The organism is Priestia sp. BR_2 (genome assembly GCF_041954005.1).
In the GTDB taxonomy this organism is placed as follows: domain Bacteria; phylum Bacillota; class Bacilli; order Paenibacillales; family Paenibacillaceae; genus Paenibacillus_AQ; species Paenibacillus_AQ lautus_A.
The window spans coordinates 1-12,549 of the sequence record NZ_JAVFHM010000058.1 but is presented as its reverse complement, the minus strand read 5'-3'; the positions used below and the strand labels follow the sequence as shown (position 1 = coordinate 12,549).

Below are 12,549 nucleotides of genomic sequence, written 5' to 3'. Positions count from 1 at the left end.
GCAGACGTGCAGATGTTTGATCTTCTGTGATATAGTAGTGTACGATAACGACGTCGACAAAGGCGGACGAAGACGAAAGGAAGTAGCTTATGAGTGCATCCATTACGGTGGTCGGCTTGGGTTCTGGCAATCCGGATCGATTGACGATAGGCATCATCAAAACCATGCAGCGGGCATCGAAGGTGTATGTGCGCACATTATCCCATCCCGTCATGGCTGCGTTGAAAGAGTTCCAGGTACAGCCGGAATCGTTTGACCATGTGTATGAAGCGCACGACACCTTTCCCGAGGTGTACGAATCCATTGCGGCCGCTCTAATCAATTTGGCCAAAGCCGCGAAGGACGACGAGCGCGAGATCGTCTACGCGGTACCCGGGCATCCGATGGTAGCGGAGGCAACGGTCCGGCTATTGCGCGAGCGCTGCCCCGGAGAGAATGTGACGCTTACGGTGCTCGGCGGCGAGAGCTTTCTGGACGAGGCCTTCGTCCGCCTTGGTTTCGATCCCATTGAGGGCTTCCAACTGCTCGATGCCGCTGAGCTTCGGGCAAGCGTCATCCAGCCGCAGCTGCATACCCTGATCGGCCAGGTGTATGACATGTTTACGGCTTCGGAAGTGAAACTGGCGCTGATGGAGCTGTATCCGGACGATTATCCCGTCATTGTCGGCCATGCGCTGGGCGTTGAGGGCGAGGAAGCGATCCAGCAAGTGCCGCTTTTCGAGCTCGATCGCATCGACGGCTACGGCAATTTGTCGCTGATCTATGTACCCCGAAGCGATGACAGCAATCTGAGGCAGCGGACGTTTGCGAGGCTTCATGAGATCGTTGGCATTCTCCGCAGTCCCGAAGGCTGTCCGTGGGACCGCGAGCAGACCCACGAATCCATCCGCAAAAATCTGATCGAAGAAACCTACGAGGTATTGGAGACGATTGACGAGGATGATCCCGAGCATATGCAGGAGGAACTCGGCGACCTGCTCCTGCAGATTATGCTGCATTCCCAGATGGAAGAAGAGCTGGGCACCTTCACGGTGTACGACGTCATTCAAGCCCTGAATGACAAGCTGATCTTCCGTCACCCGCATGTTTTTGGCGAGAGCAGCGCCAAAGACGCGGAATCCGCCCTGCAGAACTGGGAGCAGATGAAGGCGGAAGAGAAACGGCGCAAGGGGCTCTCCCCGGAGAAGGCTTCGGCGCTGGACGGCATCCCGCGGGACCTTCCCGCCTTGATGAAGGCGTACAAGCTCCAGAAGAAGGCGTCCAAGGTGGGCTTCGATTGGGATAACATCGACGGCGTATTCCAGAAGATTGAGGAAGAGCTCGGTGAACTGCGACAAGCGGTGACGGAGGGTCAATCCGACGAGGAAACGGCGCTCGAGCTCGGTGACCTGTTGTTCGCGGTTTCCAATGCGGCAAGATTCATCGGCGCGGATCCGGAAGAGGCGCTTTCGAGAACGAACCGGAAGTTTATCCGTCGCTTCAGCTACATAGAGGAGCAGCTTGCCGCCCAGGGCAAAGCCCTGCAGGAAAGCACCTTGGACGAGATGGAAGCCCTGTGGCAGTCCGCCAAAACGGGATCGGCGCATCACGGCGGTATCGAAGAGTGAAAAAACGCATCTTTTCACGTAAAAAATAAAAAAATAGGGATATGCGGCAGGAATTCCGCAAGGCATCCAGAATAATCATTAATGGTGAAATCTTGCAGAGTGCAAGGCGGTATAACCGAATAACCGTAAATCTTATATTTTTCTGATAATTGGGAGGATTTAATTCATGAACAAAACAGATCTGATCAACAACATTTCCGGTAAAAGTGGATTGACTAAAAAAGACGTAGAGAACGTCCTGAACGGCTTCCTTGGCGAAATTACGGAAGCTTTGGCTAATGGCGATAAAGTTCAATTGATCGGCTTCGGTACATTCGAAACTCGCAAGCGCGCTGGACGCACAGGCCGCAACCCGCAAACAGGAAACACGATCGAAATTCCAGAATCCAACGTTCCTGCGTTCAAGGCAGGCAACAAGCTTAAAGAAGCTGTAAAATAATGCGCGTCGATAAATTCCTGAAAGTATCGAGGTTAATCAAGCGGCGTACCGTAGCGAAAGATGTATCGGATCAAGGCCGGGTGCTGATCAACGGCCGCGAGGCCAAGCCGAGCAGCACGGTTAAAGTGGGCGATGAGATCACCGTCCAGTTTGGCCAGAAGCTGGTGACCGTCCGGGTCGAGCGTCTTACCGAGACAACCCGTAAAGATGAGGCGACCAGCCTCTATACCTTGGTCAAGGAAGAACCGATCGTTAAAGATCGCGGATTGGACTGGTAAACAGCCCGAGCCGTTCCATGAAACGTCCCTCTCACCATAAGGTGGGGGGGACGTTTCTGTTTTCATCCTGGCGTGTATATATGTACGGGAGATCCGGGCTCCCGTTCGTTTATGTAGCATCCCGGCTGCTTTCCGATCTTTCATGAAGGTGTGCGCCGCTTCCGGTTCTAAAGACAGGCACCTCCCCATAAGCTATTGTTAAAAGGAGGGGTACATGCCATGATCGACCAAGGGAAGGGCAAGTTTCATGATCTGCGGATGCAGAACCGGAAGCTGCTGGACATTACGGGTGTCCAAAACGTGGAGAGCTTTGACAGCGAAGAATTCCTGCTTCAGACCGAGCTTGGGCATCTGACCATTCGGGGGCAAAATTTACATATTAAAAATCTCAGCCTGGAAGAGGGGCTTTTGTCGATTGAAGGTCAGGTGCACTCCCTGATATATTTGAATCCCGGTTCGCAGACCAAGAACAAGAGTCTGCTGGGCAAGCTGTTTAAATGAATCCCAGCGTACAATGGATCACGCTGCTCTGGATGCTCTTCTCCGGAGCAGCGATGGGAGTCGCCTTCGACAGCTACCGGGTGCTGGCAGGGCAGCTCCGTTTCCCGCAATGGTCCAAGCATGCCCTGGACTTCCTTTACTGGATTGCGGCAGCCTTCTTCATTTTTCGCATGTTATACATGACCAATGACGGGCAGCTACGCTTTTATGTGTTTGTAGGGCTATTTATAGGGGTTTGGATCTATTTTTTATTATGGAGTGTCATAACCCAGCGTTTTGTGGTAATGTTAATTCAAGTGACAAAAGGCTTGCTGTCCTTTTTGTACAAGCTGTTCCGTATGCTATTATGGAATCCGATCAAAGGAATCCTGATGCTGGGCTTAGGGCTGTTAAGGTTTCTATGGAAGTTTCTCCTGTCGCTGTTGCGTTTAATCCTTAAATGCCTCATGCCTTTTTGGCGACTCCTGAAATGGACGCTGAGACCGATCACGTCCAGGGTCAGGCTGCCGGCATGGAGCAGGCAATTAGCGGACAAGGTTATCAAGGCGTGGAAGCGCTGGTTTTAGGAGGTATGGTCATGGGAAGATTTGCTGATCCATCGAAGCAGGCTCCCCAACAAACCAAGACAAAGAACAAAGGCGCCCGCCGGCGTAAGAGAATGTTTGTGGCGATGATGGCGCTGTTTTTGATCTGGGCAGGATCAACGCTCTGGTCCCAGAATGACCGCATCCGTAATCAGAACGAAGCGCTAGCTCAGAAGCAAGAGGATTATAAGTCCGTTGAACAGTCGCTCATCCAGATTACTCACGAAGTGGAGCGATTGAAGGACCCAGAATATATCGGGCAGATTGCCCGCAAGAAGTTCGGATTGTATCTGCCGAATGAAACGCCGATCATTCAGCCCCAAAATTCGGGCGAATCGCCGTAATTAGGCATGACAGACGTCTGTTGACCTTGTTTAGGTCATTATCGTATAATCAAATCACCGCAGCGCGATTTCTAAATCGGACTGTATATTTTTAAGGGAGGATCATTTTATTCTATGGCAATTGAAGTGGGCACCAAGTTAGAGGGCAAGGTGACAGGCATAACGCATTTTGGAGCATTTGTGGATCTGTCAGGAGGTGTCACGGGTCTCGTTCACATCTCGGAAATCGCCGACAACTACGTTAAGGATGTCAACGATCATTTGAAGATCAACGATGTCGTTACCGTGAAGGTGATTAATGTCGACAAGGACGGCAAGATCGGTCTTTCGATCAAGCAGGCTGTCGACAAGCCGGCTTCCGAAAGTCGTCCACCCCGCGCACCGAGACCGGAACGCAGTGGAGGCGGCGGAGAACGATTCGGAGGTGGCGGTGGAGGAGGATTCAACCGCGAACGCGGTGGACGCCCGTTTAAGCCTGCGGCCAACAAGCCTTCATTTGAGGATAAAATGTCACGCTTCCTGAAAGACAGTGAAGAACGAATCTCTTCGCTCAAGAAGAATACGGAAGGCAAACGCGGCGGACGCGGAGCCAAACGTATGTAATTCGATAAAATATAAACTGACCGCAGAGGGAAATTGCCTTCTGCGGTTTTTTTGTCGTTGCATCCAAGGGTACGACAGGTTCCTACGCATTTTACGGCGCCAATCTGCGGAATGAACGCAGGGTGGCCGCCTCAATTCGGGAAATGGTCCGCCCGAACGCCCCAGGCTAGACCTGCGGAAACCCGGCTGGGCGCGGGGGATGAGCGGTCGTTTCCCGAACGTTCGCAGGGCACGTTGATTTTGTCGGAAATTTCTTTGGGGCTTGTCCGGTGTTCTGACAAACTTTCCGAAATGGGGGTTTTATAATGGGACCAACAAATTCGTGAAGAATGGGGTGCCAGCGTAATGGATAAAAGAAATCTGGTGATGTTTCCGGGTACTGAGGCAGTTAAAGGGGGAGCGGGTTCCATTCGTGCCCGCGTGGCGGAACGGTTAGGGCAGCTGCCTTTCCTGCAGCGTCCCATCCACTTCCTGGCCGCAAAGAAGTGGATGATCCTGCTAACCTTCATGGGTTTTCTGCTCGGACGAGCTATGATTCTGGGGGAACTTTCTCCATTTGCCGTCGCCTATTTCGCAGTCATCGCCTTTATGCGACGCGATGTTTTGCTGCCGGTAGGCGCAGCGATCGTTGCAGGAAGTTTATTTGCTTCCTTTCCGGTGGCATGGATGGTGCCGGCAGAGATTTTGATCTTTTATTTTATGATGCGGGGATTGGAGACGTATGATCGGGCGGAATTGTCTTATGCACCTTTGATGGTATTTGTCTCCACCTTCTTTGTGAACCTGTTCAGCGTCCTCATCGGACCAAGCATTACCTGGTACTCCATGATGATGCTCACCTTGAATGCCGTACTCAGTTTCGTATTGACGCTGGTCTTTATCCAGGCGATTCCGGTGCTGACGCTTCGTAAAAAAACGCATGTTCTTCGTAATGAAGAAATTCTATGCATCATCATTCTGCTGGCGTCGGTCATGACAGGTGCCGTCGGCTGGACCGTTCAATCCCTGTCGGTGGAGCATGTCTTATCCCGGTATCTGATTCTGCTGTTTGCGTTGGTAGGGGGTGCGCCGCTGGGCGCCTCGGTTGGCGTAGTGACGGGCCTGATCCTCAGTTTGGCCAATATATCGGCCTTCTCGCAGATGAGCCTGCTCGCCTTTTCCGGGATGCTCGCCGGTATGCTGAAGGAAGGGAAGAAGGGCGGCGTTTCGCTGGGCATGCTGCTCGGGGCAACCATTCTTTCCATCTATTTCAGCAATCCCGGAGAAGTCATGATCTCCACATGGGAAACCTGCGCGGCCATCGTGCTGTTCCTCATTACACCGAAAAGCGTGATGCAGGCCATCGGCAGATATGTGCCGGGGACGCAGGATCATACCCGTTCTCAGCATGAATATGCCAAGCGGGTCCGGGACCTCACAGCCGATCGCGTGACCCAATTCTCCAAGGTGTTCCGCCAGCTCTCGCAAAGTTTCGGACAAACGTCAGGGGTCATACAGCCTCCAGGCAAACAGGCGGAGGAGATGAATCATTTCATGAATGCCGTGGCGGAGGGAAGCTGCGCCACCTGCTATAAACGGAATCAGTGCTGGGACATGAAATTCTACCAGACTTATAAATATATGACCGATATTATGACCTCGATCGAGGAGAATCCCGAGATGGAAGCAGACGATCTGCCGCCGGAGTGGAGCCGGATCTGCGCCAAGAAGGAGGAGGTGCTCGGCATCCTGAAGCAGCAGTATCATCTTTACCAACATGATATGCAGTGGAAACGCCAAATATACGATAGCCGCCATCTGGTAGCGGAACAATTATCGGGCGTGTCGCAGGTCATGGAGGATTTGGCTCGAGAGATTAAACGGGAAAGCCAGACGATGCACATTCAGGAGGAGCAGATCAGGGAAGCGCTGCAGCAGTTGGGGTTATCGATTCAAGGCATCGATATTATTAGCCTGGATTCGGGTCAGGTCGAGATTGAGATCGTCCATGCGTATACCCGCGGATATGACGAATGCAGGAAGATTATCGGACCGCTGCTGTCCGACATTCTCGGGGAGCATATCGCCGTGATGGAAGAAACCCTGACCCATCCAAGGGACGGATTGGCGACGGTGCGTTTCGGTTCGGCCAAAACATTTGAAATTATGACGGGCGTAGCGGCAGCGGCCAAGGGAGGAGATATTTTATCAGGGGATAGTTTCAGCACGGTTGAGCTGGGCAACGGCACGTTTGCGGTAGCGCTCAGCGATGGAATGGGGAACGGGGAAAGGGCAAGGCTCGAGAGCAGCTCGGCCCTGAATATATTAGAGCAGCTGCTACAATCCGGCATGGATGAGAAGCTGGCGATTAAATCGGTCAACTCGATCCTGATGCTGCGCTCGCCGGATGAAATCTATGCTACCGTCGATATGGCTCTCATCGATCAATACACGGCTCAGACCACTTTTATGAAGATCGGTTCGACGCCAAGCTTTATCAAAAGGGGCAATGATGTCATACCGGTCTCGGCCAGCAATCTTCCCATCGGCATTATCCAGGATATCGAGGTGGATTTGGTATCCCTGCAGCTGCAGGCGGGCGATGTTCTCATTATGATGACGGACGGCATTTATGATGCGCCGGGTTACGCGGTGAACAAGGAGTTATGGATGAAACGAATGATCCAGGAAGTGAACAGTGAAGACCCGCAGGAAATAGCCGATTGCCTGCTTGAGAAGGTGATCCGCTATCAACAGAATCAAATCCATGATGATATGACGGTGGTGGTCGGGCGCGTGGATCACTTCCATCCGGAATGGTCGAATGTGCATGTTCCGGGATTCGCCCGCATGGAGCGGCCTCGAACGGTTAGCTGAGGATTTACAATATAACAAAGCGATTACCCGGGAAATGGAGGCCCGGAGCCGATCAATTCTTTTCCGTCTATTCTTCCTGATTGTCGTTTGAACTCTCTTGAATGTGGAAATGATAGAGATAGAAATCCAATCGATAGGATGGATCAGACGGGAGGCAATTTGATTATGAAACAAATCTTGCTGATTACAGACGGGTGTTCGAATGTCGGTGCCAGTCCGGTTCTGGCCGCGGCGCATGCGCTGCAGGATGGTATTGTCGTCAACGTGGTGGGGGTCCTTGATTACGGGACGATCGGTGAACTTGGGGGATTGGAAATACAGGAGATAGCCAAAGCGGGAGGAGGCATACACCGGATCGTGGGTACGCCGCAGCTTGCACAGACGATGCAGATGATGACTCGGAAAACGGTGGTTCAGACGATCCAACAAGCGGTAAATAAGGAGATACAGCATATTTTGGGAGGCGGGACCCTGGAGGAACTTCCGCCGGACAAGCGTTCGCAAGTCGTCGAAGTGGTGGATGAGCTGGCCGAGACGTCATCCCTTCAGGTTGCGCTGTTAATCGATGCAAGTGCAAGCATGAAGCCTAAGCTGGCAGCCGTTGAGGAAGCGATACGCGACCTGATGCTGAGCTTGAAAGCGCGCGCAGGCTCAAGCGAATTGTCGGTATTCCACTTTCCCGGAAAACATAGCGGCGAGGATATCGTCATGGACGTGGATTGGACCTCGGATCTTGACGGTGCCCGCGGCATGTTCAGCAGGCTGCAGATGAAGGGGGCGACGCCGACAGGACCTGCCTTGTTAAAGGTGATTGAATTTTACCGATATGGTACACTAGAAGGTAATCAATCATGGCAGGGTCGTTCCAGCCAAGAGGAAGGGATGCTCGGTGACTACGTTGTCTAACCCGGGTTATCCGCCAGGAACCGTAATTAAGGGCAAATGGCGGAACAGCCGGTACATCGTGGAACGTATGCTCGGTAAAGGGGCTAACGGCAAGGTGTATCTGGTCCACCGGGCAGGAGTGCGCGAGCGTTATGCTTTAAAAGTAGGCTATGACGCTCTGGATCTACAATCCGAAATTAATGTGCTGAATGCGCTCAAAGAACAAATGACGGACCCTTACCTCGTGGAGGCGGACGATCATCATGACGGCAGCGGCGAAGTGTCCTTCTATGTCATGCGTTACATCGAGGGGAGCCCGCTGCATCATTTTATTCGCAAACGCGGCACCGAATGGGTCGGCCTGATCGGGCTGAAGCTGCTTGAGAAGCTGTCCGTTCTGCATGCATCCGGTTATGCGTTCGGTGATTTGAAGCCGAATAATGTGATGGTTTCGGCCTATGGAAGGGTGGATCTGATCGATTACGGCGGCGTCAGCTCCTTCGGGCGCAGCGTAAAGCAGTTTACGGAATGGTACGACCGGGGATACTGGAATGCCGGGAGCCGGACCGGCGACGTATCCTATGATTTGTTCTCGTTTGCCGTGATGTGCATCGGCCTGCTGGATGAGAAGTCGCTTAAGGAGGCGTCTTGTCAGCTTCCCCAAACCCGGAGCGTTGCCGACCTGCAGCTGGTGCTGCGAAGAAACCCCGTATTCAAGCCGTACGCCGTCTGGCTGAACAAGGCATTGTCGGGAGAATTCGCGGATTCACGGGAAGCGCTGAACGAGTGGAGAAAACGGATATATGAAGGCTCGAGCCGAGGCGGGCGCCCCGTTCCGGGACGTACGCCGCGCTGGCTAAGGAACGCGTTTGGGTTGTCCTTGGTCATTATGGCCTGCGCCGTTTATTTCTTCTTCCGCTCATGAGTAGTTGCCTTGTTACTGGAAGTTCATAAAGGTGCGAGTTCAAAAAGGTCGGTTTTCAGCACCGAGAAGGTTATGCTCCCGATGTGCGTTTTTTCAAAACGCTTCAGTTGAATGAAACTAGGGACGTCAGGAATGGAGCGTACGCTTTGGTACGTGAGCACCTGAAATGTTTCCGCAGGAAACATACTTCGAAAGCATCTGCTTAGGCCCGGCTGAATTCAAGATTCGATGCCGAGTGGCTTCCGGATTCACTTCGTGTTAGATATAGAATTTAAGAGTTATCAGTGGAACTGGTGAAATTCTATATCGCAAGAAAACCTACCTATGCATCGCGGTCGCACATCCTTGAAGTGGCCTCGATAGGGGTTTTCTTATCAAAAGCGGACTTTTTGAACAACCTCTAAAGGGGATCTGGAAGTGAAACAGGATTATTTACGAACATTCGTCCAACATATCGAGCGTACCGCCGCAGAGTTTGATTTGTGGTCGGAAGGCGACGGTATCGTGGTTGCCGTTTCCGGCGGACCGGATTCCGTTGCGCTTCTTCACGTTCTGCATGAAATCTCAAAGCACCGTACGCCGCTCCGATTGATCTGCGCTCATGTGCATCATGGTTTTCGAAAAGAGTCGGATCAGGAGGCGGAGATGGTGCGCGAGCTGGCGGAGTCGCTCGGACTTCCATTGGAAACGGCGTTCATCGATATTCCCGCTTATATGGAAGAGAGCGGCAAGGGTGGACAGGAGGCGGCAAGAGAGAAGCGTTACGAATTTCTGCTGCAAACGGCCCGGAAACACAATGCGCGCTCCGTGGCTCTGGCTCATCATGCCGACGATCAAGCCGAGACGGTATTCATGAGGCTACTGCGCGGAAGCGGTTTGTCGGGCCTGGGCGGCATCAAATTTAAGCGCACGGAAAAAAAAGTGGAACTTATCCGCCCGTTCCTTCGTATGTACAAGGCGGATATCGTGGAGCTGTGCCGCGTATGCGGATTCCAGTATGCGGTGGATCATAGCAATCTGCAGACGAAGTACCGCCGTAATGCGATTCGCCTGGAAGTATTTCCTTTTTTGGAGCGATACAACGGGCAGTTCTCCTCCTCACTCAATCAGCTGGCCGAAATTGTCCAGCAGGAGGATGATTTTGTGGAGCTTGAAGCTGCGAAGCAATTTCGGAGTTTGGTACAGGAGAACGATGGGAGGCTCGCTTTCGACGCGCCTTCCTTTTTGGGCTTACATGTCGCTTTACAACGGCGTTTGATTAAACTAATATTAAATTACCTGCCCTCAGATCAGGAAAACACCGATTTTGTCAAGATTGAAACGGTGCGCCACGGCATTCTTAACGATCAGCGAAGCAACTGGCGTCTGGATCTGGGTGACGGCATTACCTGTGTTCGTGAGTACGGAGTGATCCAGTTTTGGCCTAAACCTCCGGAAGAACAGGGACAGTACATATACATTCTTGATTCTCCTGATGCGTCAGAGCTTTATGTTAAGGAAATCGGAAAAATGCTGACATTGTCGTTAAAGACAGGAAGCGAAAGCCGGAGCGGCTCCAAACCATCGGCCTTTGTGGCGGATTTTGATGCGGATGAGCTGCGGTTTCCTTTAACCGTGCGCAACAGACAGCCGGGAGACAAGATGAAGATCATGGGATTAAACGGAAGCAAAAAGGTGAAAGATATTCTCATTGATGAGAAAATCCCGCCGTCTGTCCGTGCCCGGATTCCTATTCTTTGTGACGGTTCCGGCAGCATCGTATGGATTCCAGGTGTACGACGTTCCGTTCACGCCGCTTGCGGGCGGCACACATCACGAGTTCTCCGAATGGAGCTGTCGGATGTTTAAGGCAAGTGTAAAACGAAGAATGGCCCGTTTCACGCTTTCATAGTATAAACGTAGGAGGTCCACTTAAGTTGCAGAATGACATTCAGGAAATACTCATCAGTGAAGAAGAGATTCGCGCAAAAATTAAGGAACTCGGTTCCAAGCTCAGCGCCGAATATGAGGGACGCAATCCGCTCGTTATTTGCGTTCTTAAAGGTGCGTTTATTTTTATGGCCGACTTGGTTAAATCCATATCAGTACCTCTAGAGTTGGATTTCATGGCTGTATCCAGCTATGGAGCATCAACCAAATCCTCTGGCGTGGTCAAGATCATTAAAGATCTGGACGCTTCCGTTGAAGGAAGGGATGTTCTGATTGTGGAGGATATTATCGACAGCGGTCTTACGCTCAGCCATTTGATTGAGCTTCTTAAGAGCCGCAAGGCAAACTCGGTGCGCGTTGTCACCCTGTTCGACAAGCCGGCACGCCGTACGGTGGATTTGCAGGCTGATTATACCGGATTCGTGCTGCCGGATGCTTTTGTTGTCGGATACGGGCTCGATTACGCCGAACATTACCGGAACCTCCCCTACATCGGGATTCTGAAACCGGAAATCTACAGCAGTTAAACCGCGCCAATGGGCTGCTGCCACAGATCGGGGGCCTTTGTTGAGATGGCCAGACAGGCTGTGGTAAAATATCTTATGTGTCTTGAGAGGAGGTAGGGGATGAGTCGGTTCATCCGGAATTCTGGTTTTTATTTGATTCTATTTTTAGTCGTGGTGGGCATAGTACAATTCGTCACCAATGGCGGCGAGCAAGCCGATGCCCCTAGTTATAATCAACTGCGGCAGGAAGTCAAAGCTAACAACATAGAGGAAATGACGGTACAATTTGACGGTTACGCTTATCTGGTGACCGGTAAGTATAGGGAGATATCCGAAGAGAAAAAATCGGAGAATTTCTCGACCTATATTCCTGCCACGGATGCAGCGATGCAAGAGCTGACTGCAGCCAGTGATAGCAACAATGTCAAACTGTCCGTGGTGCCAATGGAAGGCCAAAGCGTTTGGCTGACATTGCTTTCATCCTTTATTCCGCTCATCATTATGTTTGTTCTGTTCTTCTTCCTGTTCAATCAGGCTCAGGGCGGCGGCGGCAAAGTGATGAACTTTGGTAAGAGCAAAGCCCGCTTATATAATGAAGAGAAGAAACGGATTACATTTGAAGATGTAGCCGGAGCAGATGAAGAGAAGCAGGAGCTTGTCGAGGTTGTTGACTTCTTGAAGGATCCGCGCAAATTTAACACGGTTGGCGCTCGCATTCCGAAGGGCGTCCTGCTTGTCGGTCCTCCGGGAACCGGTAAGACGCTCCTTGCACGCGCCGTTGCTGGCGAAGCGGGAGTGCCGTTCTTCAGTATTTCCGGTTCCGACTTCGTAGAGATGTTTGTCGGCGTCGGTGCTTCTCGCGTACGCGACTTGTTCGAAAACTCGATGAAGAATGCACCATTTATCATCTTCATTGTTGAGATTGCTGCTGTAGTTCGACAGCGCGGCTCCGGTCTCGGCGACGTTCATGACGTGCTCGTCCAGACTCTCACCCTATTCCTTTTGTAGATTGTCCGTTTCGTTACGGACGACGACATGATCCTCGTACATGATACCATCCTCTCTGCGTGTATTGCCCCGGAGCTTCTTGTC

At 51.9% G+C, this 12,549-nt stretch carries 12 protein-coding genes and 1 pseudogene; all 13 read left to right on the top strand.

Features of this window, described 5'->3' with window-relative positions:
• The first annotated feature begins 89 nt into the window (after positions 1–89).
• Positions 90–1,607, top strand: a complete 1,518-nt coding sequence (yabN, locus tag RB298_RS01050; protein ID WP_486045347.1) for a bifunctional methyltransferase/pyrophosphohydrolase YabN — start codon at positions 90–92, stop codon at positions 1,605–1,607.
• A gap of 166 nt (positions 1,608–1,773) precedes the next feature.
• Positions 1,774–2,046: an HU family DNA-binding protein gene (locus tag RB298_RS01045; RefSeq protein ID WP_009591918.1), complete on the top strand. Its 273-nt coding sequence runs from the start codon at positions 1,774–1,776 to the stop codon at positions 2,044–2,046.
• Positions 2,046–2,324: an RNA-binding S4 domain-containing protein gene (locus RB298_RS01040; RefSeq protein ID WP_009591909.1), complete on the top strand. Its 279-nt coding sequence runs from the start codon at positions 2,046–2,048 to the stop codon at positions 2,322–2,324. Before RB298_RS01045 ends, RB298_RS01040 begins: the two co-directional genes overlap by 1 nt.
• Before the next feature lie 219 nt (positions 2,325–2,543).
• Entirely contained in the window at positions 2,544–2,825 is a 282-nt protein-coding gene (gene yabP / locus RB298_RS01035; RefSeq protein WP_009591926.1) for a sporulation protein YabP, read from the top strand.
• Positions 2,822–3,391: a spore cortex biosynthesis protein YabQ gene (gene yabQ, locus RB298_RS01030; RefSeq protein ID WP_192570141.1), complete on the top strand. Its 570-nt coding sequence runs from the start codon at positions 2,822–2,824 to the stop codon at positions 3,389–3,391. The genes yabP and yabQ overlap by 4 nt, the downstream gene beginning before the upstream one ends.
• An 11-nt stretch (positions 3,392–3,402) precedes the next feature.
• Entirely contained in the window at positions 3,403–3,753 is a 351-nt protein-coding gene (locus RB298_RS01025) for an FtsB family cell division protein (RefSeq protein WP_009591911.1), read from the top strand.
• Between the two features lie 114 nt (positions 3,754–3,867).
• The gene (locus RB298_RS01020) at positions 3,868–4,356 is read left to right on the top strand and encodes a S1 domain-containing RNA-binding protein (protein ID WP_009591896.1); all 489 of its coding nucleotides are present in this window, start codon (positions 3,868–3,870) and stop codon (positions 4,354–4,356) included.
• A 345-nt stretch (positions 4,357–4,701) separates the two neighbouring features.
• On the top strand, positions 4,702–7,212 hold the full coding sequence (gene spoIIE / locus RB298_RS01015) for a stage II sporulation protein E (protein WP_486045343.1): 2,511 nt from the start codon (positions 4,702–4,704) through the stop codon (positions 7,210–7,212).
• Positions 7,213–7,377: 165 nt separating this feature from the next.
• Positions 7,378–8,118 (top strand): vWA domain-containing protein, encoded by a 741-nt coding sequence (locus RB298_RS01010; protein ID WP_009591933.1) that lies wholly within the window; start codon positions 7,378–7,380, stop codon positions 8,116–8,118.
• Positions 8,102–9,022, top strand: coding sequence for a serine/threonine protein kinase (locus RB298_RS01005; protein ID WP_486045340.1), 921 nt, complete (start codon positions 8,102–8,104; stop codon positions 9,020–9,022). The genes RB298_RS01010 and RB298_RS01005 overlap by 17 nt, the downstream gene beginning before the upstream one ends.
• Positions 9,023–9,439: 417 nt before the next feature.
• On the top strand, positions 9,440–10,870 hold the full coding sequence (gene tilS, locus RB298_RS01000; RefSeq protein WP_486045338.1) for a tRNA lysidine(34) synthetase TilS: 1,431 nt from the start codon (positions 9,440–9,442) through the stop codon (positions 10,868–10,870).
• A 68-nt stretch (positions 10,871–10,938) separates the two neighbouring features.
• Positions 10,939–11,478: a hypoxanthine phosphoribosyltransferase gene (hpt, locus tag RB298_RS00995; RefSeq protein WP_012818323.1), complete on the top strand. Its 540-nt coding sequence runs from the start codon at positions 10,939–10,941 to the stop codon at positions 11,476–11,478.
• A gap of 99 nt (positions 11,479–11,577) precedes the next feature.
• Positions 11,578–12,462 (top strand): annotated as a pseudogene (locus RB298_RS00990) (ATP-dependent metallopeptidase FtsH/Yme1/Tma family protein); the annotation flags it as partial.
• Between the last annotated feature and the right edge of the window lie 87 nt (positions 12,463–12,549).

Bases quoted from the DNA above. Each gene is read 5' to 3' on its own strand.
- yabN (WP_486045347.1), top strand. From the start codon at position 90: ATGAGTGCATCCATTACGGTGGTCGGCTTGGGTTCTGGCAATCCGGAT.
- RB298_RS01045 (WP_009591918.1), top strand. From the start codon at position 1,774: ATGAACAAAACAGATCTGATCAACAACATTTCCGGTAAAAGTGGATTG.
- RB298_RS01040 (WP_009591909.1), top strand. From the start codon at position 2,046: ATGCGCGTCGATAAATTCCTGAAAGTATCGAGGTTAATCAAGCGGCGT.
- yabP (WP_009591926.1), top strand. From the start codon at position 2,544: ATGATCGACCAAGGGAAGGGCAAGTTTCATGATCTGCGGATGCAGAAC.
- yabQ (WP_192570141.1), top strand. From the start codon at position 2,822: ATGAATCCCAGCGTACAATGGATCACGCTGCTCTGGATGCTCTTCTCC.
- RB298_RS01025 (WP_009591911.1), top strand. From the start codon at position 3,403: ATGGGAAGATTTGCTGATCCATCGAAGCAGGCTCCCCAACAAACCAAG.
- RB298_RS01020 (WP_009591896.1), top strand. From the start codon at position 3,868: ATGGCAATTGAAGTGGGCACCAAGTTAGAGGGCAAGGTGACAGGCATA.
- spoIIE (WP_486045343.1), top strand. From the start codon at position 4,702: ATGGATAAAAGAAATCTGGTGATGTTTCCGGGTACTGAGGCAGTTAAA.
- RB298_RS01010 (WP_009591933.1), top strand. From the start codon at position 7,378: ATGAAACAAATCTTGCTGATTACAGACGGGTGTTCGAATGTCGGTGCC.